Source organism: Kaistella rhinocerotis, assembly GCF_030243905.1.
Lineage (GTDB): Bacteria > Bacteroidota > Bacteroidia > Flavobacteriales > Weeksellaceae > Kaistella > Kaistella rhinocerotis.
This window is the reverse complement of record NZ_JASSYY010000002.1, coordinates 290,751-316,951: the sequence shown is the minus strand read 5'-3', so window position 1 is coordinate 316,951 and position 26,201 is coordinate 290,751. Positions and strand designations below refer to the sequence as shown.

Below are 26,201 nucleotides of genomic sequence, written 5' to 3'. Positions count from 1 at the left end.
ATCATTAAGATGTTCATTTTTGTTTCTGAATGATGCAAGTATCCGCTGTCATCGGAAAAAAGAACAATTTTTAAAATTTTAAGTATAGATAACCGTTATCACAGTATGAAAAACATTTTAGTATTTTTGATGTCATTAATTCTGACCTCATGTAACGGTCAGGAGGCGAAAAAACCTTTAAATAAAACCCCGAAAATGGATAAAGACAATTTGGAATATATCACTTTTGGTGGCGGATGCTTCTGGTGCGTGGAAAGCTGCTTTAATATGCTGAAAGGTGTAGATGCAGCGGTATCCGGCTACTCTGGCGGCCACAAAGCGAATCCCGCCTACGAAGAAGTTTGCACCGGCGAGACCGGCCATGCTGAAGTGGTGGAAATAGCCTACGACCCTAAAATAATTTCTTACGAACAACTGATGGACGTATTTTTCTTCCTTCACGATCCTACGCAACTGAACCGTCAGGGAAATGATATCGGAACGCAGTACCGCTCCGTGATTTTCTATAAAGATGAGACTGAAAAAGAGAAAGCTGAAGCTGCGATGAAAGCCTCTGAGGCCTCCGGAAGATGGAATGGTAAATATGTAACTGAAATCACAAAGTTTGAGAAGTTCTGGCCGGCGGAACAGTATCACCAGGGTTATTATAACGCAAACCCGAATCAGCCTTACTGCAGCGCGGTGGTTGGTCCGAAAATCGCCAAATTCAAAAAACATTACGGCGAACTTGGCATGCTGGAACCGGAAAATGAACAATAAAAAACAGCGGAGAATTTTCTCCGCTTTATTTTTGTTTGAAAATCGTGTAACCGGCTTCCGTAGGATGATCCTGAACAAAATCGTCGGGATTTTCTTTTTTGATTAACTGATAAATCATTAGATCACCTGCCGCAGCACCTGAAAATACAATTCCGAAAACGAGTAGAATAAGATTTCCAGTGAATAAACTGATGATTCCCGGAATAATACCCAATATAATGAACGGAGCCAGTAAAGCGATGATATAATGCCGGATTTTCAGAGGTTCTTTGCAATGGCAATAAGGTGTGAGCATTTTCCACAGAATTCCGAATTTTACAGATTTAAGACCCTTTCGCGCATACATGGCAAAAAAAAATACCGTGGATTAATTCGTGAACTATGATTCCTATAATCATCCCGACAACAGGTGAAAATAAATTCACAAAAATATGATCGCTGTCGAATAAATTACCGGAAAAACTGTTCTGCCATATGATGAAAAATGGCACTGCAAAGATTACAGTAAATAATACGAGAAATTTAATTGAAACCAGATTGGCTTTCATCAAATCAATAATTTTATCTTCCTTTTCAAAGTTTTCGAAATACATATATTTTTTTTCTTATTCAAATATAGATCAATTTCGTTCATAAAAAACCCACCAAAAGACTTCGGTGGGCTGAATAATTGTCTAAAAATTAATTATTTCACTAACGTCATTTCACTGATCAGGTGACCTGCTTTACCATATTTTTCGATGATCCACAGAACCATTCTTACGTCAACGTTGATCGTTTTCTGCAATTTCGGGTCGAAGATGATATCGCCGCTCAATGCTTCACTGTTTCCGTCGAATGCAAGACCTAAAAGGTGTCCGTTTCCATCAAGAATCGGCGAACCTGAGTTTCCACCTGTAATGTCATTATCTGAAAGGAAATTTACAGGCATGAAACCTTTCTTGTCTTTGTACTGACCAAAATCTTTACGTTTTACCAAATCAAGGAAATCCTGCGGAAGATCAAATTCCTCATCTCCTTTTTTGTATTTGGCAACCATTCCGTTGATATCTGTGTAATAGTTGTTCTTTTGGTTGATTCCGAAATAATTTCTGTCGTTACGTACCGGCAAAGTCTGTACTGTACCTGTGGTAAGTCTCATCGTAGAGTTTGCATCCGGATAGAACGCTTTTTCCGGCTGAGATTTTCTTAAACCATCTAAAAATATGCGGCTGTTCTTAGCGAATGCCTCATCTACTTTTGCATATTTCTCGCCAGCAAGTTTCTGGTCGTTTACGAAACCGTTTGCAATTTTCATCATTGGATCTGCATCGATTTTCAGTCTGTCCGGGTTGTTAAGGAAATTCATTGCAGATTCTTTAGTCGCAAAAACCGAGGCGTAAGCTGTGTTTGAAAGCGTTTTGGCATCTACTGCCATCAAAGATGGTGATGCGTCTTCTTTTTTCACACGCTGCTGATAAAGTGCAACCATTGAATTCAGCATCTCGCCTTCAAGCTTGGTATTGAAACCATCGTACATTCTGTCGATTGCTTCAGTCACCTTAGGTTTCATTGCAGCTTGTCCTGCAGCATCCTGATCAGCATACGATTTCAGCATGGAGCCAAGTTGGTAAGCAATCATGATGTATTTTGCGTTACGCTGAAGCTGTGAAGAATAGTTACGCTCCACGTTTCGGCTTGAGAACTGCGTGTAATTGGCTTTTAAATCATTAAGAACGCTGCCGTACATCTTTTCGTTTTCCGGAAGAAGCGCCCACACGAGGAACTTGTCTTCTAGACGCTTTTTGTCAGCGATCGTACCGTTTTTATTTACCGCATCGATAGTTCCCTGACGGTTTTTCCAATAGTTTGCAACAGAGGCGTACTGTGAAGCATAGTCAAGCTTCGTGGCTTGGTCTGTGTCCATGTATTTTTTCATCACGTCCATCGCTACTTTCGACGCTTCCACCCAAGCCGGATAATCTTTCTGCACCATTTGCTCTATACCGAAAGAAGTAAGGTAACGGTTAGTACGGCCAGGGAAACCTACGATCATAGTAAAATCACCAGGCTGATAACCTTTAAGAGAAATCGGAAGTGCATGCTTAGGCTTCATTGGAACGTTGGTCGGCGAATATTCAGCTGGGTTTCCGTTTGCATCAGCATACACACGGAAAACAGAGAAATCTGCTGTATGACGTGGCCACTCCCAGTTATCGGTATCACCACCGAATTTACCTAGCGCGTTTGGAGGTGTTCCTACCAATCTTACATCTTTAAAATCTTGGTATACAAAGTAGTAGAATTCATTTCCGTTAAAGAAATCTCTTACAACCACGGTGTATTTTCCGTTTTCAGAGTTCTCTGTCTGGATTGCTTTATATTCTGCATCAATCACCGATTTTCTTTGCTCGGCAGTCATGTTGTTATTCAGTTTCGCATTGATGCGGCTTGTAGCATCATCCATTCTTACCAGAAAGCGAACTGAAAGTCCCGGTGCCGGAAGTTCTTCGCTTTTTTTCATTGCCCAGAAGCCGTTCGTAAGATGGTCTTTCTGAGGTGTTGAAAGTGCTGCGATCTGTCCGTATCCACAGTGGTGATTTGTAAAAAGTAATCCTTCTTTAGAAACCATTTCGGCAGTACATCCGCCGCCAAACTGCACGATGGCGTCTTTAAGGCTGGATTGATTTACAGAATATATCTCTTCAGGTGTGAGTTTCAACCCCTGTTTCTGAAGGTCTGTACCATTCAGTCTTTTGATCATGGTCATCAGCCACATACCCTCATCGGCTTTCAGCTGCAGAAAGCTCATCATAAAGGTGAGCAGTAAAAATACTTTTTTCATTGATAAATTATTTAATGAGGGCTAAATTAAGAAAAACCTTTTCAAATCTGCATTTTTGGCATAAAAAAATGGATGACCTTTTCACCCATCCATTAAGTTGTCACCTTTAAAGTATTACTTTTTGATAAGCTTGGTATTTTCTACCGCGCCACCGCCATAATAAACCTGAAGGATGTAAGTTCCTTTTGCCAATGCGGATACGTTGATTTGCTTGTCAGCTTTGAAAGACTGAACTTTTTTACCTGACATATCGATTACTGTAATGTTTTCGATTTTTCTGTCAGCAGATACAGTTACGATATCAGTTGCTGGGTTAGGATACACTTTAAGTGAAGATTTCACTGCGTTATCTGAAGTTCCAAGTGCAAGGTTACCGCTGAATTTCAGAATACCTGTAGAACCTGTTGGTCCGTCGCTGAACTGTCCTGCCCATCCTGTTGTAGGGTTAAGGAACTGAACTTTACCGCGCTGGCTGCCAGTGTCGATGCTCACCCAGGTAACACCTCCATCAGTTGAATAAGAAGAACCCATCCAGCTTGGATCACCTGAATTGATACCTGTAGAAACATAAGTGTTCGCAGTTCCCGGAACATAAGTGATGTCGCCAAAATACCAGGTACCTGTGCTGGCAACAGGATCCCAGTTAGCACCGCCGTCGTCAGATGAATAAAGGCTGGCAGTGGTAGTTCCCGGAGAGTCTGCACCATCTACAGCGATCAGAAGACCGTTGTTTGCATCTTTGAATGCAAAAGCACCTGAAGATCCTGAAGTTGTAACACCACCAAAGTCAAGTACAGGGCTGAATGAAGCTGTCCAAGTTGCGCCTCTGTCTGTTGATCTAAGAATTCTACCGATGTCAGTACCGATCCAGATGTTATCTCCTACTACTTCTTTTAGAGCTACATAACCGAAATCACCCAAAGCAGCTGGTCTTCCCGGTACTAATGTCCAGGTAGTACCGCCATTGCTGGTTTTGTACATTTCGAAGAAGCCACCTATTGGGTCACCGGCAGTCCATCCTTCGTTCGCATCCCAGAAATAGATCTGGTTACCGAATGAACCTGATGTATAACCAGACGTCTGCTGGGTCCAGTTTGCGCCACCGTTAGTTGTTTTCCAGATTCTGTTTGCATTAGTTCCTGCAGTATGCGGAGCAGTGATGATCCATGCAGTGTTGGCATCCAAAGCCGAAATATCAGAAATAAGTGCGTTGGAACCAGGTCCGGCAACAGTTGTTGCAGTCCAGGTAGCACCTCCGTCAGTTGTACGTGAAACAACTTTTGGATAAGTTCCAGCTCCTGATCCGTCGTAAGCGAATGTCCAAACAGTATTCGCGTCTACGATATCAATCTCGTCAACCCCAAAATTTGCGGGGAATTTTGTGCCTTGTGGCACCCAGGTTTGTGCCTGGGCAGCCATAGAAACTAGCGCTAAGCCAGTAAGTAAAAGTTTTTTCATAATCTTTTAAATTGAATGATTTTCGGTAAAATTATATAATTAAAGACTATTACGCAACTTATTTTATTATTTTTTCATCAAATATTCATATTTCATGTATAATGCGGAATTCGGCGGTTATCGCTGTAAAGCTCGATATAGCCTTAGTTTCCGCGTTTATACATTTCAGTATGTGGAATGTCGTCTTCTAAATATTTGTGTCCAGTATCTACAAAGCCAAATTCACTGTAAAACTTTAAAAGATAATCCTGCGCTGAAATTCTGATACCGGCTGCACCAAAGCGTGTTTCGATTGCATCAAGTGCAATTTGAAGTAAGCTCCGGCCCAAATTCTTTCCGCGGAAATCCGGGTGCGTCAGCACTCTTCCAATCGAGGCCTCCTCATATTTAAGTCCCGGCGGGAAAATGCGACAGTAGGCTGAAATTTTTCCTTCAGTTTTGCACCAGATATGGATTGCCGCTTCATCACGGCCATCCGCATCTAAATAATGACAGGTCTGTTCCACCACAAAGACCTCCTGGCGGACTTTCAAAATTTCATACAATTCGGAAGTGGAAAGCTCCGGGAACTCTTTAATCTTCCATACAGAACAAAACATTAGCCTAAGTTTACTTTATTTTTCTGCAAAAACTCATTAGTGGTTGTTATGAGTTTTAATATGTCGTCTGTACCGGTTCGTTTTTCGGCTGAAGTGAGAAATATTTCTGGCAATTCTTCCCACGTTTCAAGTAACTCCTTTTTGTAATTTTCTACATTGTCGATGGCTGCATTGGGTTTCAACTTGTCGGCTTTTGTGAAAACGATCGAAAATGGAACGCCGTTCTCGCCACACCAACCGATGAATTCCAAATCAATTTTCTGCGGAGTATGTCTTGAGTCTACCAGAACAAAAAGATTGACCAGGTTTTTCCGGTTAAGAATATAGTTAGTGATCAGTTTCTCGAAATCTTTCCGCATACTTTTTGATACACGTGCGTAGCCATAACCCGGTAAATCAGTCAGATACCAGTTTTCATTGATTAAAAAATGGTTGATTAACTGCGTTTTACCCGGGGTTTGAGATGTTTTTGCGAGGTCCTTGTGGTTCAGCATTCCGTTGATAAGCGAGGATTTTCCTACGTTTGATCTGCCGATGAAGGCGTATTCGGGAAGTGTTGGTTCTGGACATTCCTGCCATTTCGAGCTGCTTTTTAAGAATTCAGCGGTTTTTATTATCATGGTATTTTATTACTTGTATTAAACAAAAAAGGAAGCAATCGCTTCCTTATTTTTTCTCATTCTGCTGAAGCCAGTCATACAAAATCTGGTTGAATTCTTCAGGTTTTTCCATCATTGCGGCATGTCCACACTTGTCAATCCAGTACAGGCTGGAATTCGGTAAAGATTTATGCATATCGTCAGCCACTTCCGGCGGCGTCACATTATCCTGTTTCCCCCAGATCAGGCAAACCGGTGCGGTGATTTTAGGCAAATCATTCAGCATGTTATGTTTGATTGCGCTTCGGGCCAGCATTACGGTCTTTATGCCTTTCATCCTGTCATTCACTACGCCGAAAACTTCGTCCACCAACTCATCTGTGGCTACTATCGGGTCATAGAAAACTTCTTCAGTTTTTTTTCGGATGTAGCTTTTGTCAGATTTCCGCGGGAAACTGTCGCCAAAAGTACGTTCGTAAAGCCCGGAACTTCCGGTCAGAACCAGATTCTTCACAAGGTCGGGGCGCGCCAGCGTGAGGATGAGACCTATGTGGCCTCCCATAGAATTGCCGACGATGGTGGCGGGTTCAGTGCATTTTTCATCAATGAATTTAGCAACGTATTTCGCAATAGTTGTAAGATTCGTGTGCAGAACAGGCAAGTCGTAGATCGGGAGTACGGGTACCAGGACACGGTAACCTTTTTCCGAGAAGAATTTTACCGTCTTGTCAAAGTTACTTAAACCGCCCATCAGACCATGCAGCAAAATCAGCGGATGCCCTTCTCCAGCCTCGATGAAAGAGAATTTTTTTTCTTTTTTCGTAATGAATCTCATAAAGTTGCTTCCTAAGCCTTGCAAAAATACAAATTAAAGACCATAAAATTTATGTCGTCAATTAATCATTGAAATATTATAAAAAAGTAGCCACTCCGGAATTTGGCTAAGCGAAAAATCCACTCGTTCCATGTTTGCCTTAAGTGCTTTGAATTCAATATTTTAAACCGTAAAGTAAAACTTATTAACATTAAGTCAAAAAGTGGGAAAAAGTGGGAGCTTTTAGAATTTTTTATATAAATTTGTCCCAAATGAAGAATTTCATCGGTACATATGAATGCAAAATAGACGATAAAGGCCGTCTTAAACTTCCATCCTCCCTGGTAAAACAGATGGAGAACTTTGGAAGTGCAACTTATGTGGTGAAACGTTCAGTTTTTCAATCATGTTTGGAAGTGTATCCGATGTCAGGTTGGGAAAAACTGATGGAAAAAATTAACAGGCTGAACCGCTTCCAGAAGAGAAACGCAGATTTTATCAGGCAGTTCACGGCAGGTTTAAAAATCGTGGAGCCTGACAATGCAGGAAGACTTCAGATTCCGAAAGACCTGATCAATTTTGCTTCACTTAGAAAAGAAATCGTCATCACAAGCGCGGGTGAACTCTTCGAAATTTGGGATAAAGACACTTATGAAAGTGTGATTGCGACCTCGGAAGAAGATTTTGCCAAACTTGCAGAAGACGTCATGGGCGACATTAGTTTCGCTGATGACCAAATATAGCTGTAAAATACGGCTTCTTTAAAAAAAATAGTAAGAATGTATCACAACCCGGTTTTGCTGACGAAAAGTGTGGATGATTTGGTGACGAATCCCGCGGGTACTTACGTGGACGTCACTTTCGGTGGTGGTGGCCATTCGGGCGAGATCCTGCGCAGGCTGAAGCCGGAAGGTCGGCTTTTTAGTTTTGACCAGGATTTGGATGCGCTAAAAAATACCATCGCAGACCAGCGGTTTACGCTTGTGAACCAAAATTTCCGTTTTTTAGAGAACTCCTTATTAATGTATGGTGTAAATCAGGTGGACGGTGTTTTGGCAGATCTTGGTGTTTCTTCACATCAGTTTGATGCAGCCGAACGCGGGTTTTCCACGCGGAGTGATGCTCCGCTGGATATGCGGATGAACGTGCAGCAATCGATTGATGCTAAAAAAGTCATTAATGAATATGAGGAGGAGCAGCTCGCTGACCTGTTTTATTATTATGGCGAACTGCGTGAAGCCCGCAAACTGGCTCGGGAGATCGTTCATCACCGTAAGCTAAATCCCATTAACACAACAGGCGAGCTAAAAAATCTGTTCAGTTATATTCCGCAATTTAAGCAGAACAAATTTTTTGCGCAGGTGTTTCAGGCTATCCGAATTGAAGTAAACCAGGAGCTTGAAGCGCTGAAAGAGATGCTGGTACAAGCTCACAGAATTTTGAAACCGGGCGGAAGACTTGTAGTGATTTCATACCATTCGCTTGAGGACCGGCTGGTAAAGCGGTTCCTGAAAAACGGAATGTTTGAAGGCGAGCCGTCACGTGATATTTATGGCAACTTCAGCAAAACATTTGAGCTTCTGCAAAGCAAGGCTTTCGTTCCGGATAACGACGAAATAGAACAGAATTCCCGTGCAAGAAGCGCGAAAATGCGTGTGGGAACTAAACTTTAAGATTTAATTTTAATATAAATTTTGGCTAAAAAAGGCACATACAAAGCCCCTAAGAGACTCACCTTCATTGATATTGTGAAGGGGAACTTCCTGAACCGCGATGAGGTGAAAATTCACTATCGCTATTTCCTGCTGGTTTTTGTCCTGCTGATGATTATGATCTATAGCAACCACCTCGTAAGCCAAAAGATAGAACAGGTAAATGACCTGAAGGAACAAACGGAGGAGTATAAATCCCGAAATGCCTACGCCCAAAGCAGGCTTATCAAGGTAAAACTAGAATCTGAATTAGGTAAAGAAATGGTGCAGGACTCACTGCTGTCTCTCGAAAACCATCCGCATAAACTTTTGATCAAACTCGACAGTACAGATGGCGATACAGAATGAATTCGAAGCTAAGCGCTCCAAAACATTGCGTTGGGGCTACCTCTTTGCGGCGGTGGCAATTATCGTATTTGTGGTTTTCCTCGCCAGGATTTTGGTTCTGCAGAATACCAATGTGCAGGCCATCAAAGACGATTATATCAGCAAAAATTACCGTGAAGCAAAGCTCATGGCTGCGCGCGGAAACCTTTACGCTGCGGACGGTTCTATCCTTGCAACTACGGTGATGCGATATGATGTCTATATTGATTTCAAAACTATAAAAGACACCGCTTATACCAATAATATCGGTCCACTTACAGATTCACTTTCCACAATGTTCGGAAAGCCCAGAAGCTATTTTCGTGACCGGCTCGATCAGCAGAGAAAAGCTCAAAATCAGTACTATTCACTAGTAAAAGGTCTTGATTTTGATGAATATGACCGCATCCGAAAATTCCCGATTTTCAAAAAAGGTAAAAATAAAGGAGGATTCATCGTTGACCGGAACTTCAAACGGGAACTTGCAACCACCCAAATCGGGGCAGGCACCATAGGCATGGACAATGGCGTTTCGCAATCTGGTCTTGAAGGCGCGTTTTCGAAATATCTCCGCGGCACAGACGGGACCCGGCTCGAACAGCGTGTGAACTCAAGCCAATGGAAACCAATCGATTATTGGAAGGTAAAAGAACCTGTTGACGGACAGGACGTTTATACAACAATTGATCTTCGAATTCAGGATATCGCACATTCCGCACTCGAGAAGCAACTCATCAATTTCGATGCTGATCACGGCTGCGTGCTCGTGATGGAAGTGGCGACAGGTAAAGTGAAAGCGATGGTAAATCTGAAGCGCACCGAGCCCGGAATGTACGTAGATTCTTACAATTATGCACTGAAAGACGCCACTGAACCAGGTTCTACATTTAAAACAGTTTCGCTTCTGGCGGCAATGGATGATGGTTTTATTGATGACAAAACTACTGTGAACGTGGGCAACGGCGTATGGACTTACGCAAAGCAGCGTATTTCCGACGGACATGGCGGTGGCGAATATGAGATTGCAGACGTCCTGGCGAAATCGAGTAACGTAGGTTCGGCAAAACTTATCACTCAATATTATGCGGATAAACCTCAGGTTTTCCTTGATCATCTCAAGCGTTGGAAAATGTTTGATAAAATGGACATTGAACTGCCGGGAATTACCAAACCTTACATCGTAACACCTGAAAATAAACGTTGGAATGCCGCTACCCTGGCATCACTGGCGTATGGCTATTCTTCGAGGTTTAATCTTCTGCAGCTTACCACTTTTTATAACGGGATCGCCAACAACGGAACGATGCTGAAGCCTTTGTTCATCGATAAGATTCTGAAAGACGGACAGCAGCTTTATGTCGCTAAACCGGAAGTAATGGTAAAAAAAATGGCTTCAAAAGAAGCGATTGCAATGATGACAGGTGCGTTGACAAAGGCGGTGGAGAAAGGAACGGCAAAAAGTATCTTCACACCAAACCTGAAAATGGCGGGTAAAACCGGAACCGCACGTTTTGAATACTGGAAACCGGGCCCTCCGAAATATCAGGCGAGTTTCGCCGGATTTTATCCTGCAGACAACCCGAAATATACGTGTATTGTCATGATCAATCAGCCGGACAATTCGAAAAGTTTTTACGGATCCACGGTGGCAGCGCCAGTATTTAAGGAAATAGCGGGTAAAACATTCCTGAAAACGCCACAGAATGTAGAGCCGGAGCTTCTTGTTGACAAAAAAGTGGATCTGAGCCGCATGGTTGCGCCAAATGTGAAAGTAGCCGTGCGCGGAAAGCAAATGCCCCGCGTCGTCGGACTTATAGGTAAAAATGTCATTCCACAACTTGAAAATTTGGGCTATAGAGTTGATTATAAAGGCGTCGGAAGAATCATGGAGCAGTTTCCGCTTGAAGGAACTGTCATCAAGAAAGACCAGAAAATTTACCTCAGTTTACAGAATTAAAGCCCGCATACAGATATAATGACATTAGACCAATTAATAATACAGGTTCCGTATCTCGAGATCGTTGCTAAAACGGAGCGGGAGATCGCAGCGCTCGTTTCAGACAGTCGCCAGGCAGGTCCGGCGTCGTTGTATGTGGCAGTGCAAGGCACGCTTGCGGACGGACATGATTATATTGATGCAGCTGCAGATAAAGGTGCGGAGGTCATTGTCTGTGAAAAACTTCCGGGCGAAATCAATGCTGACGTGACGTACATCCTTGTGCAGGACAGCGCCAGGGCTTTGGGCAAACTTGCAGCTAATTTTTACGGAAATCCATCGGAAAAACTGAGTCTGATCGGCATCACCGGTACAAATGGAAAGACATCGGTCACCACGATGCTGTTTGATATTTTTAAAAATTTAGGCTTTAAATCCGCCCTTATCTCAACAGTAGAATATAGAATTGCGGACAAAATACTGCCATCTACACACACCACGCCGGATGTTATCACTTTAAATAAACTGCTTTCGCAGGCTGTAGATGCAGGCTGTGAATATGCATTTATGGAAGTTTCCTCGCACGGCATTCATCAGCGCAGAACGGAAGGTTTAAATTTTAAAGTCGCCGGTTTTACCAATATTTCACATGATCATCTAGATTATCACCATACTTTCAGCGAATATCTTAAAACCAAAAAACAGTTTTTCGATAACCTCTCGCCTGATGCTGTAGCCATCACCAATCTAGATGATAAAAACGGATCGGTAATGTTGCAAAATACGAAGGCCAAAAAGAAATCCTATGCGCTGAAAACAATGGCAGATTATCATGGGAAAGTAATCGAAGCAGATTTTAATGGGATGCTGATGAACTTTCAGGGCAGGGAGTTCTGTACGACTTTTAGCGGGAAATTCAATGCATACAATCTTCTCCTGGCGTACGCCGTGGCGGTGGAATGCGGTTTCGATACGGAAGATGTGCTTAAAGCAATATCCACTTTAAGCCGTGTAAAAGGAAGGTTTGAAACACTGAAATCAGACGGCGGAATCTTTTTCGTCATCGATTATGCACATACGCCCGACGCACTCGACAATATTCTGGAATCCATCAACGAGATCCGAACAAAAAACGAAAGGTTAATTACTGTCTTCGGTTGTGGCGGTGACCGCGATCATGAAAAACGTCCCGAAATGGGGAAGATTGCTACCCGGAAATCTACACTTGCGATCATTACCTCAGACAATCCACGGACAGAAAAGCCGGAAGATATCATCAAAGAAATAGAAGCCGGTGTAGAACCGCAAAATTACAGCAAGTACACCTCGATTCCGGACCGAAGAGACGCAATCAAGATGGCGATAAAATTCGCTGAGCCTAAAGATATCATCCTGGTTGCGGGCAAAGGCCACGAGAATTATCAGGAAATCAATGGCGAACGCGTTCATTTTGATGACAAAGAAACCGTGCTCGAACTCGCACGCATGATGTCCAAGTAAAATATTTAATAAAAACAAACCGATGTTATATTACCTCTACGAATATCTCACCAGCCACGGAATTCACGTTCCGGGACTCGGTATGTTCCGTTTCATCTCTTTTCGTGCAGGCATGGCAGTTTTGCTGTCGCTGGTGATCGCATTGGTGTTCGGTAAGAAAATCATCAATTTCCTGCGCCGCAAGCAGATGGGTGAGCAGGTAAGGGATTTGGGTCTTGATGGCCAGAAGCAGAAAGAAGGCACCCCGACGATGGGTGGTCTCATCATCATACTCGCAACACTCATTCCAGTGATTCTTTTCACGAGGGTTCTTAATATCTACATTGTATTGCTTATTATTTCTGTGATTTGGATGGGTGCAATTGGTTTTATAGATGATTATTTAAAGAAAATCAAGCAGAATAAAGACGGTCTCAGCGGTAAGTTCAAGATAATCGGGCAGGTAGGTTTGGGTCTCATCGTCGGCATTACGATGTTTTTCCATTCGGATATTACCGTGAAGAGAAAATATGCAGATGCTCGGGAAGTGAGCCGAAACAATGTGGAGAAAAATTTCCTTCCAACCGAAAAATCGACAGTTTCTACCGTGCCTTTTGTGAAAAATAATGAGTTCGATTACAGTGGATTGCTCTTTTGGATGTCTCCCCAGGAAGCCGAGGAATGGTCGTGGATTGTTTTTATCCCGTTCGTGATCTTTATCGTAACCGCGGTTTCGAACGGAGCCAACATTGCCGACGGAATCGATGGTTTGGCGGCCGGTGCGAGTGTGGTCATTCTGCTTGCGCTTGCCTTCTTCGCCTACCTTTCCGGTAACATTATTTTCGCAGACTATCTGAATATTATGTTTCTGCCAAACATGGGCGAAACTACCATTTTTGCACTTGCACTCGTGGGTGCGGTGATAGGTTTCTTCTGGTATAACACCTACCCGGCGCAGGTTTTCATGGGCGATACCGGAAGTTTGATGCTGGGCGGTGTCATCGCTGTGCTGGCTATCATTTTAAGAAAAGAACTGATGATCCCGGTGTTGTGCGGAATTTTCCTCATTGAGAATATTTCGGTGATGCTGCAGGTGGCCGTCTTCAAATACAGAAAAAGAAAATATGGGCTGGAGTATGCGCAGAACAACAGACTGTTCAAAATGGCGCCGCTCCATCACCATTACCAAAAAGAAGGTTACCACGAAAGCAAGATCGTGAACCGCATGATCATCATGGGGGTTTTGCTGGCAATTATCTGTCTGATAACGCTTAAAGTACGTTAAGAAACAAGAAGCAATAACGGTGGATAAAAAGGATAAAAATAAGATGAAGATTGTAGTTTTAGGCGGCGGAGAAAGCGGTTGTGGCGCGGCATATTTAGCTCAGAAGAAAGGGCTGGACGTCTTCCTGTCCGATAAAGGCACCATTAAAGAAAACTACAGAACGTTTTTGGCGGAATCCGGAATCGAATTCGAAGAAAGAACGCATGACGAAGAAAGAATTCTGTCCGCAGACTGGATCATCAAGTCGCCAGGAATTCCGAAAAAGGCAGCAATCATGCATAAGATTCACCAAAAAGGCATTCGCGTTTCCTCCGAAATTGAATTTGCTGCTGAATTTACTGAGGCAAAGATCATTGCGATCACGGGTTCAAACGGAAAGACTACGACAACATCGCTCATTTATCATATCCTGAAAAATGACGATTTGAAAGTAGGTTTGGGCGGAAATATCGGACAAAGCTTTGCAAAACAGGTCGCGGATGAAAATTTCGACTATTATGTGCTCGAAGTAAGCTCTTTCCAGCTCGATGATGTGCAGAATTTCAGACCGTATATTTCACTGCTTTTAAATTTAAGCCAGGATCATCTCGATCAGTACAACTACAATTATGAAGAGTATGCGCTGGCAAAATTCAGAATAACTGAAAATCAGGAAAACGACAATTTCTTCATCTATAATAAAGATGATGAGATGAGCCAGAATCTTCTGCAGAAGCTCGAAATCAAGGCCAGGATGATTCCGTTTTCAATCAAGGAAAAAATGCGTGAAGGTGGTTATCTTACCAACCAAAAAATGGTGGTGAGGCTTGAAGATGAGTTTGTGATGGATATCTCGGAACTATCGCTCGTAGGAAATCACAATGTAGCGAACAGCCTTGCCGCGTCGATCGCCGGAAAGATTCTGAATATCCGCAATGAAAGCATCCGCCATTCGCTGATGACTTTTCAGGCGGTGGAGCACCGTTTGGAGCAGGTTGCAGATTTTGGCGGCGTGAAATACATCAATGACAGCAAAGCCACAAACGTAAATGCCGCTTATTATGCGCTCGAAAGCATGAAGCAGCCAACCGTGTGGATTGTTGGCGGTGTGGATAAAGGAAATGATTATTCGGAGATAGAAGACCTCGTAAAAAAGAAGGTGAAGGCAATCGTGTGTCTGGGTCTAGATAACCAGAAGATCATTGATTTCTTTAAAGATAAAAAAGAACTCATTTACAGTTCTTCGAGTATGGAAAAAGCTGTGGATATTGCCCATTCGCTGGCTCAGAAAGGTGATGCGGTGTTGCTTTCGCCGTGCTGTGCGAGTTTTGATCTTTTTGAGAACTATGAAGACCGCGGCAACCAGTTTAAAAATGAAGTATTAAAAATAGAAAAGGCCGCAAACTAACGACATGCAGGAAAAAGAAAACAAATATGAACTGCTGAAAGGCGACAAAGTGCTGTGGAGCGTGATCCTGCTGATCTCGTTCTTCTCGGTGTTTCCCGTGTATTCGGCGAGTTCTAATTTGGAGTATATCGTAAACAGCGGAACCACGACTTCGCACCTCATCAAGCATGCGGGTTTCGTGGTCATGGGTCTTGCGATAATGCGGATGATGGGGTCTTTCAAATACGAATATCTCGGTAAACTCAGCAGCATCGGGCTGGTGGCCATGGTCGTGCTTTTGGGAGTCACGCTTTTTACCGGTCAGACCATTGACGGAGCATCGGCTTCACGATGGCTGAAAATTCCCGGCACGCCGATCTCGTTCCAGCCGTCGTCTTTCGCGTATCTTTTCCTCATCATTTATCTGTGCCGTTACCTCACCAAAAAAATTAAAAGAGAGCGTCAGACCTGGGAAAACCTGCTGTTCATTTTCGGGCCGGTGCTGCTGGTTTTCGGACTTGTAGCTAAAGACAACGGTTCTACGGCTTTAATGATTTTAATAGTTTCACTAGCTGTAATGCTGATCGGTCAGCTCAATAAAAAGTACATTTTCGGTTTTGTCGGAATCTCCACGTTAGCTATTGCGGTTTTTATGTTTGTCGCATTAAAGACAGATTTAATTGAAAACAACCGTGTACATACCTGGATGAGCCGTGTGGAAGTTTTCATGAACTCAAAACAGCCTAACCAGATCGAAAGTGAAGTAGATAAAGCCAAAAATTATCAGGTAATGCAGGCGAAAGCCGCGATCGTACATGGCGGAATTGCCGGTATGGGTCCGGGTAAAAGCGCGCTGAAGCAAATGCTTCCGCAATCGGCCTCCGACTTTATTTTCGCAATCATCGTAGAAGAATATGGTTTTATCGGTGCATTCGTACTCATCGGATTATATTTAATAATGATCATCCGAATTGTAATGATCGCGAGTAAGATGCCGGCATTTTTCGGCAGCCTGCTCGTGCTGAGTTTAGGTATAATGATTTTCGTACAGCTCGCGGTTAATATAGCTGTAGCCGTAAACCTCATTCCGGTGACGGGTCAGCCATTGCCGTTAATAAGTTACGGTGGAACCTCGATGCTGGTAACTTACATCCAGCTCGGAATCATCCTTACCGTAAGTTCCAGAATACAGATTTACGATGAAGAAGGCATGGGCAAAAAGCAGAATATAGCAGAGATCAACGATATCGCATAAATTTTAAATTAAGGCGAAAAGCCGGAATTATGAACAGAAAACTGAAAATATTAGTGAGCGGCGGCGGAACAGGTGGACACATCTTTCCCGCGATTGCCATTGCTGACGAACTCCGAAAGAGATTTCCGGATGCCGAGTTTCTGTTCATTGGCGCAAACGGCAAGATGGAGATGGAAAAAGTTCCGCAGGCAGGCTACCGGATTCTTGGCCTTAATATTTCGGGCTTTGACCGCGGAAATCTGCTTAAAAATGTCAATCTGCCATTTAAGATTGTATCCGCGCTGGTGAAGATGAGGCATATCATCAAGGTTTTCAAACCTGATTTTGCAATCGGAACCGGAGGATTTGCAAGTGGTCCGGCCCTGTTTGCAGCGGCGTTTTCGGGTGCACCCATCTTCCTGCAGGAGCAGAATTCGCTCCCGGGCAAAACGAATATGTTTTTAGCTAAAAAAGCCCACGCAGTATTCACAGCCTATCCAAACATGGAAAAGTTTTTCTCCGGAACCAAAACTTTATTCCTCGGAAATCCTATCAGAAATTCAATCGTGCAGGATTTTATTGATTCTGCGACGGCCAAAGAAAAACTAGGTTTGGATCCACACAAACTCACGATACTTTCGGTCGGTGGTTCATTGGGTTCGCGTACATTGAATAATGCCTGGAAAGCCAATCTTCAGAAAATACTCGATAAAGATTATCAACTGATCTGGCAAACCGGAAAGACCGACTATCAAACGATATATCACGAAACCGAAAGCCGCCAGTGCCGTAATCTGCAAATCGCAGAATTCATCAGCAACATGCATCTTGCGTATTCGGCTGCTGATGTTATCGTTTCGCGCGCGGGTGCAATCTCGATTTCTGAACTGGCGATGGCCGGCAAAGCTGTGCTGTTGGTGCCGTTTCCGTATGCCGCGGAAGATCATCAGACGAAAAATGCGCAGACGTTGGTAGAAAAAAACGCCGCACGAATGGTAAAAGATTCAGAGATGGAGGCCAAATTTTGGTCAACGGTGACCGAAATTGCCGAAAATGAAAATCTACGCCGCGAAATGGCTGAGAACATCGCGTTTTTTGCAAAACCAAATGCTACAGAGCAAATAGTTGACGAAGTATTGTCATCACTACAAATTAGAGCTTAAGAACTGAAATGAAAACTTTAGAATCATACCAGAATTTTTACTTTGTCGGCATCGGCGGCATCGGCATGAGTGCACTGTCGCGCTATTTCCACGCGGCTGGCAACAGGGTTTTGGGCTATGATCGAACGGTAACAAAACTCACGGAAACACTGGTATCAGAAGGTATCACTATTTCTTTTGTGGATGAAATTGGTGATGATATTCGCGCGTTGAATCCTGAAAATACGTTGGTGATCTACACGCCGGCGATTAAAAAACTTGGCATTTTAGATTATTTTAATGCAAATGGTTTCACGGTTCTTAAAAGAGCTAAAGTTTTAGGGCTGATAACAGAAAATACCGTCAGTATCGCCGTGGCCGGAACACACGGGAAGACTACTACATCTTCGCTGATGGCGCATTTGTGCAAAGTGGCTGATTTGCCGTTTTCTGCCTTCCTGGGTGGCATCGCTGAGAATTTTAAATCAAATTTCGCCTACAACGGAACCGAAATTTCCGTGATGGAAGCCGATGAATATGACCGCAGTTTCCTTCAGTTGTCGCCGGATTGGGCCGTGATCACATCTATTGATGCAGATCATCTCGATATTTATGGCGATACGGCCACGATAGAACAGGGCTTTCGCGATTTTGCGGCGCTGGTGGAAAGTGACCGGCAGGTTTTTGTACGGAAAGGCATCGATATCGGTCGGCCTGCGGTGACCTATGCGGTAAATGAGCCTGCAGATTTTTACTCAGACAACATCCGCGAAGTTGGCGACAGGATTTCGTTTGATTTTCATTCCAAAAATTCCGCGGTGACCACTTTCGAATGGGAAATCCCGGGGATTCACAATGTGGAAAACGCTACGGCTGCTATCGCATTGCTCCAGACTTACGGCGTATCAACTGAAGTTTTGCAGCTTGGAATTTCCAGTTTTAAAGGAATAAAACGCCGTTATACAAAACACAGATTTTCGAATGGCAAAATCTACATCGATGATTATGCGCACCACCCAACGGAGCTGAAAGCGGTGATTGGTTCGATAAAGACTTTCTATCCTGAGAAGAAACTTCTGGTGGTATTCCAGCCGCATCTTTTCAGCCGTACACGTGATTTTGCTGACGCTTTCGCCGCAAGTCTGGAAGCTGCAGACGAACTTTTACTGCTGGATATCTATCCGGCGCGTGAACTGCAGGAAAATTACCAGGGAGTAACATCAAACTGGCTGGCGGAAAGGATCAAGATTAATGAAAAACAGGTGGTCAGCCTCGCCGAAACATTTGAAAAAATAAAAGAAAAAGATTTCGACGTGCTGCTTACAGTGGGCGCCGGAAACATAGATACGCTGTATGATGACATAGTAAACTGGCAGAATAGTCTGTCTAAAGTTGACACAAACGGATGAAAAAGAAGTTCAGAATATTAAAGATATTGATCACCGTAATCATCTTCGGATTTTTGCTGAGCTTTTCACTGAAGAGATTCAACAGCAAACCGATGGAAAAAGTTGCGGTAAATCTGATCAAAACTTCGCAACCCGTGTATTTCATCGATGAGAAGGACGTGCGCGAAATCGTGCGGAAATCTAATCCTTCCGGCATCGTAGGTGAGATCAATATTCCGGAACTCGAGAAGAAACTCAACAGTTTGCCGGCTGTGGACAGCGCTAATGTATATTTAAATCTGAACGGAAACCTGAATTTGGACATCAAACAGAAGGTTCCGGCCTTCAGACTCACCAAAGGTGATGAGGATTTCTATGTGGATGAGAACGGTGTGGAGTTTCCGATATCGAAAAACTACTCCTTTCCGTGCATGCTTGTTACCGGTAATGTGCCGCGTGAAGACTATACAAGTATTGCAGAACTGGTGCAGACCATTGATAAAGACCCATTCGGGAAAAAGTTTTTCATCGGGATATCAAAAGAAAAAGGCGGTTATAATCTGCTGACAAGCCAGGGCAACTATAAGGTTGAGATTGGTGACCTTGATAATATTCCTTTGAAAGTGAAAGGTTTTAAAGCATTTGTAGAAAAGTTTTTGGTTTATCAGCAACCTGAAAAATACACGAGGGTTTCGGTAAAATACAGTAACCAAATTGTAACGACGCTGAACCCGCACTTCGCGGAAAACGACAGCATCCTGAAAGTGGGCAACCGCGAACTTGCAAAGATTCCGGTACAGCCTGCAGCGAATTCAGGCCGGGAAAAAAAGCCGGAAAGCAGCGCTTCAAAAGCGAAGGAAAAGAAATCGAACACATGATGAATAAAATTTAAATAATTAAAAAAAATCAAATCGGCATAAAATGGAAAATCACGAGTATTCAGTAGGCCTCGACATCGGTACCACAAAGATTGTGGCCATCGTCGGGCGCCGAAACACACACGGTAAAATAGATGTGCTGGGTGTGGGCACAGCAAGAAGTCTTGGGGTTCACAAAGGTATTGTGAACAATATTTCGCAGACAATTCAGTCAATCAGGGCAGCAGTGATGCAGGCACAGGCCAGTTCTGGAGTAGAGATCCGCAAAGTCACTGTAGGTATTGCCGGCAAACACATCCGTTCGCTGCAGCATTCCGACTATATCATGCGCGAAAACCCAGACCAGTACATCACAGAAGACGACATCGAGAAACTGAAAGAGCAGGTAAAAAAGTTGGTCATGCTCCCGGGCGAAGAAATTATTCACGTGCTCCCTCAGGAATATAAGATCGATTCAGAAGGTGAAATCCATGAACCTATCGGCATGCACGGAAAACGTTTGGAAGCCAACTTTCACGTGGTGGTGGGTCAGATGGGCAGCATCCGGAATATTGCGCGCTGCGTAAAAGAAGCGGGCCTCGAGATGGAAGCCTTAACTCTGGAGCCGCTTGCGTCATCGGAGGCCGTTTTAACAAAGGAAGAAAAAGAAGCCGGCGTTGCGATCGTAGATATCGGTGGCGGAACTACAGATATCGCCATCTTTAAAGACAATATTATCCGTCACACTTGCGTGATTCCTTACGGTGGCGGCATCATCACAGAAGATATCAAAGAAGGATGCTCGATCATTGAAGCGCATGCTGAGCAACTGAAAGTAAAATTCGGATCTGCGGTGCCAGAACTTGAAAGAGACAGCACTTTCGTTACCATTCCGGGACTTCATGGCCGTCCGGATAAGGAAATTTCATTAAAGACACTTGCGCAGGTAGTGAACGCGCGCGTGGAAGAGATCCTGGAGATGGTAAACACTGAACTGAAAGCCTACGGAGCCTTTGAACAGAAGAAAAAACTGATCGCCGGCATCGTGCTTACAGGTGGTGGTTCAAACCTGAAGAATCTACGTCAGCTGGCAAACTACACCACCGGTTTCGACAGCCGCATCGGTTTTGCCAATGAGTACATCGCCAATGATAAAAACCAGTCGCTGAAAGGTCCTGAATTCGCCACATCCATCGGGCTTTTGATGGAAAGTTTAAAGATCCGCGACAAAAAACCGGGCAGCGTTCCGGAACAGGAAATGGAGGTTACCCCCCAGGCTGCAGCAGAAACTTCAGCAGAAATATTGGAAAATTCCGCGGAAGAGACACAGGAGAAATCGCCGGCCGAGAAGCGCCGCAAGAAGCTGACGATTGGCGAAAAGATCATGGAAAGCGTGAAAAAATTCTTTGAGGAGGTAGAATAAATTAAGAAACATCTGATGAATGATAATTGATTTCATCACCATCAATCATTATCAAAAAAAAATTAAGTTATGGAAAACATGAATACCGCAGGATTCTCCTTTGATTTACCAAAAGGCAATTCTTCAATTATAAAAGTGATCGGTGTAGGGGGCGGCGGAAACAATGCGCTGAAACACATGTACGAGCGTGGTATCCACGGCGTAGATTTCGTGATCTGCAACACAGATGCGCAGACTTTGGATAACAACCCGGTGGCCAACAAAGTGCAGTTGGGCGTTACCATCACCGAAGGTCTGGGCGCAGGTGCCGATCCGGAAGTGGGCGAAAAAGCAGCAATAGAAAGTATAGAAGACATTAAGGCCGCGATGGGCCAGAATACGAAAATGGTGTTTATTACTGCCGGAATGGGCGGTGGAACCGGAACAGGTGCCGCGCCTGTGATCGCGAAAGTGGCCAAAGATATGGGTATTCTTACGGTGGGAATCGTTACTGTGCCGTTCAGCTTCGAAGGTAAAAGACGTCTGGAACAGGCAGAATTAGGTCTTGATAAATTAAGAAATAATGTAGACTCGCTGATTGTCATTAATAACGACAAACTTCGCCAACAATACGGAAATCTGGGTTTCAAATCCGGATTTTCAAAAGCCGATGAGGTGCTTACGAATGCCGCAAAAGGTATGGCTGAAGTTATTACCGGTTATTTCGATGTGAATATTGACTTCCGTGATGCCAAATCTGTATTGGCGAATTCCGGAACTGCACTGATGTCAAACGGTATCGCCTCAGGCGAAAACAAAGCCGAAGAAGCGGTGAAAAAAGCGCTGGATTCTCCTTTGCTTAATGACAATAAGATTACCGGTGCACGCAACGTGCTTCTTCTCATCCGCAGTGGTTCTGAGGAAGTGACGATGGACGAAATAGGCGTGATCATGGATCACATCCAGAAAGAGGCCGGCAACACAGCTGACATTATTTTCGGTGTGGGTACTGATGAAGAATTGGGCGATGCAGTGAGCGTATTGGTGATTGCAACGGGTTTTGCTAAAGAGCACGAAAAACATTCAGGTATTTCAGAGAAAATTAAGATTTCCCTATCTGATACCATTTCACCTAAAGGCCATCTGGAATCTCCGTTCAACTACCGCGACAGCCGTGAAGAAATGAAACGCGAAGAACGAAAAGGACTTTTTGTGCTGGATGATGAAGATGATGCTCCGGCACCAAGCTCAGGTTCAAGAACGCCGGAAGCACGTGCTACCTCAGGAAAGACGCAATCTTCGGAGGCACAGTTCTTCAGCCTGACGGAGACAGAACTTCCGGAACAAACTTTCAACCTGAATACGCCGGAGCGCCCTGTGGACTTGTTTTCATTTGACCAGAACAATGATTTTCCGGAATCTCAGGCGATCACGTTTGAATTCGATACAAAGCCGGCAGACGATGAGGCAGGCTTCTTTAAAGTAGAAGAGAAAAACGAAATCAATTTTTTCGTAAACGAACCGACTGATGAGCCGAAAGCTGAAATTGCACAGCCGAAAGCACAAGCCAGCGTGCAGCCGGTTCCCGCTTCTGAAGCTATCGTAGAAAAGACAGAAGAGAAAAGCGCTGAAGTAGAGAAATTCGAGATTGAGGACGATTTTACGTTTATCACCAAGCCCGCATCAAGCGAAAAGGTGACTGAAAGAAGAAATAAACTTAAAGAATTTAATTCCCGCTACCAGACCGCTGAAGCCGACAATGATTTCGAAAAAATACCGGCTTTCCGCCGCAAAAACATTTCGATTGAGGCCAGCAAACCATCTGAGCAGCGCATCAGCAGCTTCTTGAGCGATGAAAACGGAAGAGTGCAGGTACGTGAAAACAGATTCCTGAACAAAGATGTAGACTAAAAATTTCGGTGGATATTCAAACCATCTGCCGAAATCTAATTATTTAAAACTTACAATTATGAGTTTAGAAGATACCATAAGCGAAGCGATAAAAACCGCTATGCGTGAGAAAGATAAAGTTGCGTTAGACTCTTTAAGAGCCGTGAAAGCGCAGATTCTTCTTCTTAAAACCGAAGCCAAAGGTGCCGAAGTAAGCGCAGAGCAGGAAATCGCTATTCTTCAGCGTATGATCAAGCAGCGCAAAGATTCAATGGAGCAGTTCACCGCACAGAACAGAAGCGACTTGGCGGATGTGGAAGCGGCACAGATGAAAGTGATTGAGCAATATTTGCCGAAACAGCTGACCTCAGAGGAACTGGAAGTGGAAATCGCAAAGATTATCGCTGACACCGGCGCTGCGGACATGAAAGATTTAGGAAAAGTTATGGGCACAGCCAGCAAAACCTTGGCGGGAAAAAGCGACGGTAAGTCGATTTCCGAAATGGCCAAAAAACTGCTTTCCTAAGCTGCACAGACTGCGGTGATTGCTTTTTGCACAGATATCCGCAGTTATTTTAATTGGATATCCAACCTTTGCATATCGATTTGATTTGAAGTCCCGCGACAATTCTTGTCCGGGGCTTTTTTGTCTTCAGAAACATAAATTCCGATGATAAAAATTACGTTCTGGCAAAATTCATAATTATCGTTTTGCTGTACAGTTTCCCCGCCAGTTCGCAGGTTCTGATCCATCACACACCGCAGAGGTTTGGCCCAAATGCCAATCCCGTTCCCGAATTTACCGCAGCGGTGATTCCGGCCGAAACGAAAGTCTCCCGCCTACAAACGACCCGAAACAGAATACTTTATCCAGTACACACGCGGCATCCAGCATTTTCTTTATCATCAGATGATGGCGGCTGCTTCTTTCATCCTTAAAACTTTAACTCCCGATTTTGCCAACTGACAGGACGGCGCATCTCCGCACTGGACTGCCGGTAAATATTTGACATAAAATTTCGTAAATTTGTGGAATAATTTAATTTTAATTTTTAAAGTTTTCAGATATGTATCCAGAAGAATTAGTATTGCCAATGAAGGCTGAACTTACAGATAAAGGATTTGTGGATCTTCGTACACCGCAGGAAGTTGCGGAAGCGATTGGCAAAAGCGGAACCACGCTTGTAGTGGTGAATTCGGTTTGCGGTTGCGCGGCCGGTGCGGCACGTCCGGGAGTTGTTTTTTCACTTACAGGTGACAAAAAACCCGATAATTTGGTAACTGTTTTCGCAGGTTTCGATAAAGATGCCGTTGCAGAAGCACGTAGATTTATGGCGCCTTTTCCACCGAGCTCTCCCAGTGTAGCCCTTTTCAAAGATGGCGAGTTGGTTCACATGCTCGAAAGACATCACATTGAAGGAAATCCGGCAGGAGCAATAGCTGCGAACCTCCAGGCCGCTTACGACGAGTATTGCTAACGATCACTTTAGTTCATATAAAATTCCGCTTTTCAGCGGAATTTTTTTATTTGAGCCAAACCGGAGCTTTTGGTCAAAAACATTATATTTGTGACTGATGGCAACGAAAACACTTTTTAATACAGTAGTAAACTGGTTCATACGGCAAAGGATTGATCAGATTGAGAATTTCATCAAAAATCCGATCGAAACACAAAAGGGTGTACTTTTTTCCCAACTTTACCACGCCGAGAATACCGATTACGGTAAGATTCACGGCTTCAGTTCGATATCAGATTACGAAGATTTTCAGCGGAATGTTCCTGTGGTTACGTATGAAGATTTCGAGCCGTTTATCGAGAAGGCGCGCCGTGGTGCACCCGATGTTTTCTGGCCGGGATATATCCGGAAATTCGCGAAATCATCCGGAACCACCAATGCTAAAAGCAAGTTCATTCCTATTTCCGAAGAATGTCTGGAAGACTGCCATTTCAAAGCCGGAAAAGACCTGCTATCTATTTATGCCAACAATCATCCTGAAAATACGCTGTTTTTGAATAAAAATCTGAGGCTGGGGGGAAGCTCAGAACTGTACGAAGATTTCAATACCAAATTTGGTGACCTGTCAGCAATAATGATCGAAAACCTGCCATTTTGGGTAGAAATCACCACGACGCCAAGCAAAAAAGTCTCGCTGATGTCTGAGTGGGAAAGCAAACTGAAAGCGATAGTCACCGAGGTGAAAAATGAAGATGTAGGCAGCATCACCGGCGTCCCGAGTTGGATGATGGTGTTGCTTCAGCGCACTTTGAAGGAAACCGGCCATGCAACGATTTCGGAACTTTGGCCTAATCTCGAAGTCTTTTTCCACGGCGGAATCAGTTTTAAGCCTTACAAAGAGCAGTACCGTAAGTTGATTGGCAAAGACATCAATTACTACGAGATTTACAACGCTTCTGAAGGTTTCTTTGCGATACAGGACCGTCACGGCAGCGATGAGATGTTGCTGATGCTCGATTACGGAATTTTCTATGAGTTCATCCCGATGGACACTTTCCATTCGCCAAACCGACAGGCAATACCGTTGGAAGAAGTGGAACTGGGCAAAAATTATGCGCTCGTGATTACTACAAACAGTGGTTTATGGCGCTATCTTATAGGTGATACGGTGAAATTTACCTCGATCTCGCCTTTCCGAATTAGAATTTCAGGACGTACAAAGCATTATATCAACGCTTTCGGAGAAGAACTGATGATTGATAATGTGGAAAACGCGTTGGCAAAAGCTTGTGATGAGACTGGAGCTACCGTAACCGATTTCACCGGCGCGCCCGTCTTCATGAAAGAAGGGGAAAGTGGCGCACATGAATGGATATTTGAATTTTCCCAAAATCCTTCAGACCTTGAACAGTTTACTGATGTTTTTGACGATACTTTAAAGTCATTAAACTCTGATTATGAGGCAAAACGCTACAACAACATGACCTTGAAAAGACCCGTTGTTCACGTGGCGAAACCAGATTTGTTTTATAACTGGATGTCTTCCCGCGGAAAGCTTGGCGGACAGAATAAAGTGCCGCGACTGAGTAACGACCGCGAGTATATCGAGCCGCTACTGGAAATGAACGCGTAAA

At 43.8% G+C, this 26,201-nt stretch carries 24 protein-coding genes; 18 read left to right on the top strand and 6 right to left on the bottom strand.

What is annotated here, in order from left to right:
- Positions 1-105 precede the first annotated feature (105 nt).
- Positions 106-759 (top strand): peptide-methionine (S)-S-oxide reductase MsrA, encoded by a 654-nt coding sequence (gene msrA, locus QEP06_RS06665; protein WP_285269606.1) that lies wholly within the window; start codon positions 106-108, stop codon positions 757-759.
- Between the two features lie 25 nt (positions 760-784).
- Here the strand turns inward: msrA and QEP06_RS06660 are convergent, their stop codons facing one another.
- The 6 genes from QEP06_RS06660 to QEP06_RS06635 form a co-directional block, all read right to left on the bottom strand.
- Positions 785-1,105, bottom strand: coding sequence for a DUF3267 domain-containing protein (locus QEP06_RS06660; RefSeq protein WP_285269605.1), 321 nt, complete (start codon positions 1,103-1,105; stop codon positions 785-787).
- A 339-nt stretch (positions 1,106-1,444) separates the two neighbouring features.
- Positions 1,445-3,583: a S46 family peptidase gene (locus QEP06_RS06655; protein WP_251832634.1), complete on the bottom strand. Its 2,139-nt coding sequence runs from the start codon at positions 3,581-3,583 to the stop codon at positions 1,445-1,447.
- A gap of 114 nt (positions 3,584-3,697) precedes the next feature.
- Positions 3,698-5,041 carry a T9SS type A sorting domain-containing protein gene (locus QEP06_RS06650; protein ID WP_285269604.1) on the bottom strand — a complete coding sequence of 448 codons (1,344 nt, stop codon included), beginning with the start codon at positions 5,039-5,041 and terminating at the stop codon, positions 3,698-3,700.
- A 143-nt stretch (positions 5,042-5,184) separates the two neighbouring features.
- Positions 5,185-5,640: a GNAT family N-acetyltransferase gene (locus QEP06_RS06645; RefSeq protein ID WP_285269603.1), complete on the bottom strand. Its 456-nt coding sequence runs from the start codon at positions 5,638-5,640 to the stop codon at positions 5,185-5,187.
- Positions 5,640-6,260, bottom strand: coding sequence for a ribosome biogenesis GTP-binding protein YihA/YsxC (gene yihA, locus QEP06_RS06640; RefSeq protein ID WP_285269602.1), 621 nt, complete (start codon positions 6,258-6,260; stop codon positions 5,640-5,642). The genes QEP06_RS06645 and yihA overlap by 1 nt, the downstream gene beginning before the upstream one ends.
- Positions 6,261-6,306: 46 nt before the next feature.
- A complete protein-coding gene (locus QEP06_RS06635) occupies positions 6,307-7,074 on the bottom strand; it encodes an alpha/beta fold hydrolase (RefSeq protein WP_251832638.1) in 768 nt (255 codons plus the stop codon).
- A 251-nt stretch (positions 7,075-7,325) separates the two neighbouring features.
- Between QEP06_RS06635 and mraZ the strand changes: the two genes are divergently transcribed.
- From mraZ to QEP06_RS06550, 17 genes are all read left to right on the top strand, one after another.
- Entirely contained in the window at positions 7,326-7,796 is a 471-nt protein-coding gene (gene mraZ / locus QEP06_RS06630) for a division/cell wall cluster transcriptional repressor MraZ (RefSeq protein WP_285269601.1), read from the top strand.
- Positions 7,797-7,832: 36 nt separating this feature from the next.
- Positions 7,833-8,726 (top strand): 16S rRNA (cytosine(1402)-N(4))-methyltransferase RsmH, encoded by an 894-nt coding sequence (gene rsmH / locus QEP06_RS06625; protein WP_285269600.1) that lies wholly within the window; start codon positions 7,833-7,835, stop codon positions 8,724-8,726.
- Positions 8,727-8,747: 21 nt separating this feature from the next.
- The gene (locus QEP06_RS06620; RefSeq protein WP_285269599.1) at positions 8,748-9,113 is read left to right on the top strand and encodes an FtsL-like putative cell division protein; all 366 of its coding nucleotides are present in this window, start codon (positions 8,748-8,750) and stop codon (positions 9,111-9,113) included.
- The gene (locus QEP06_RS06615) at positions 9,097-11,088 is read left to right on the top strand and encodes a penicillin-binding transpeptidase domain-containing protein (RefSeq protein WP_285269598.1); all 1,992 of its coding nucleotides are present in this window, start codon (positions 9,097-9,099) and stop codon (positions 11,086-11,088) included. Before QEP06_RS06620 ends, QEP06_RS06615 begins: the two co-directional genes overlap by 17 nt.
- Before the next feature lie 18 nt (positions 11,089-11,106).
- Positions 11,107-12,567, top strand: a complete 1,461-nt coding sequence (locus QEP06_RS06610; protein WP_285269597.1) for a UDP-N-acetylmuramoyl-L-alanyl-D-glutamate--2,6-diaminopimelate ligase — start codon at positions 11,107-11,109, stop codon at positions 12,565-12,567.
- 22 nt (positions 12,568-12,589) lie between these two features.
- Positions 12,590-13,831: a phospho-N-acetylmuramoyl-pentapeptide-transferase gene (gene mraY, locus QEP06_RS06605; RefSeq protein ID WP_285269596.1), complete on the top strand. Its 1,242-nt coding sequence runs from the start codon at positions 12,590-12,592 to the stop codon at positions 13,829-13,831.
- Between the two features lie 43 nt (positions 13,832-13,874).
- The gene (gene murD, locus QEP06_RS06600; RefSeq protein WP_285269595.1) at positions 13,875-15,218 is read left to right on the top strand and encodes a UDP-N-acetylmuramoyl-L-alanine--D-glutamate ligase; all 1,344 of its coding nucleotides are present in this window, start codon (positions 13,875-13,877) and stop codon (positions 15,216-15,218) included.
- Between the two features lie 4 nt (positions 15,219-15,222).
- Complete coding sequence (locus tag QEP06_RS06595) at positions 15,223-16,452, top strand: FtsW/RodA/SpoVE family cell cycle protein (RefSeq protein WP_251832646.1); 1,230 nt, start codon at positions 15,223-15,225, stop codon at positions 16,450-16,452.
- Between the two features lie 29 nt (positions 16,453-16,481).
- The gene (gene murG / locus QEP06_RS06590; RefSeq protein ID WP_285269594.1) at positions 16,482-17,594 is read left to right on the top strand and encodes an undecaprenyldiphospho-muramoylpentapeptide beta-N-acetylglucosaminyltransferase; all 1,113 of its coding nucleotides are present in this window, start codon (positions 16,482-16,484) and stop codon (positions 17,592-17,594) included.
- An 8-nt stretch (positions 17,595-17,602) separates the two neighbouring features.
- Entirely contained in the window at positions 17,603-18,982 is a 1,380-nt protein-coding gene (murC, locus tag QEP06_RS06585) for a UDP-N-acetylmuramate--L-alanine ligase (protein WP_285269593.1), read from the top strand.
- Positions 18,979-19,839 (top strand): cell division protein FtsQ/DivIB, encoded by an 861-nt coding sequence (locus tag QEP06_RS06580; RefSeq protein WP_251832649.1) that lies wholly within the window; start codon positions 18,979-18,981, stop codon positions 19,837-19,839. Before murC ends, QEP06_RS06580 begins: the two co-directional genes overlap by 4 nt.
- Before the next feature lie 43 nt (positions 19,840-19,882).
- Positions 19,883-21,241, top strand: coding sequence for a cell division protein FtsA (gene ftsA / locus QEP06_RS06575; protein ID WP_285269592.1), 1,359 nt, complete (start codon positions 19,883-19,885; stop codon positions 21,239-21,241).
- A gap of 69 nt (positions 21,242-21,310) precedes the next feature.
- A complete protein-coding gene (gene ftsZ, locus QEP06_RS06570) occupies positions 21,311-23,131 on the top strand; it encodes a cell division protein FtsZ (RefSeq protein WP_285269591.1) in 1,821 nt (606 codons plus the stop codon).
- A 58-nt stretch (positions 23,132-23,189) separates the two neighbouring features.
- Positions 23,190-23,636, top strand: a complete 447-nt coding sequence (locus QEP06_RS06565) for a GatB/YqeY domain-containing protein (protein ID WP_285269590.1) — start codon at positions 23,190-23,192, stop codon at positions 23,634-23,636.
- Positions 23,637-23,821: 185 nt separating this feature from the next.
- The gene (locus QEP06_RS06560) at positions 23,822-24,049 is read left to right on the top strand and encodes a hypothetical protein (RefSeq protein WP_285269589.1); all 228 of its coding nucleotides are present in this window, start codon (positions 23,822-23,824) and stop codon (positions 24,047-24,049) included.
- A 128-nt stretch (positions 24,050-24,177) separates the two neighbouring features.
- On the top strand, positions 24,178-24,588 hold the full coding sequence (locus QEP06_RS06555; RefSeq protein WP_285269588.1) for a BrxA/BrxB family bacilliredoxin: 411 nt from the start codon (positions 24,178-24,180) through the stop codon (positions 24,586-24,588).
- Positions 24,589-24,685: 97 nt separating this feature from the next.
- Complete coding sequence (locus QEP06_RS06550; protein WP_285269587.1) at positions 24,686-26,200, top strand: GH3 auxin-responsive promoter family protein; 1,515 nt, start codon at positions 24,686-24,688, stop codon at positions 26,198-26,200.
- The last annotated feature ends 1 nt before the right edge of the window (position 26,201 follow it).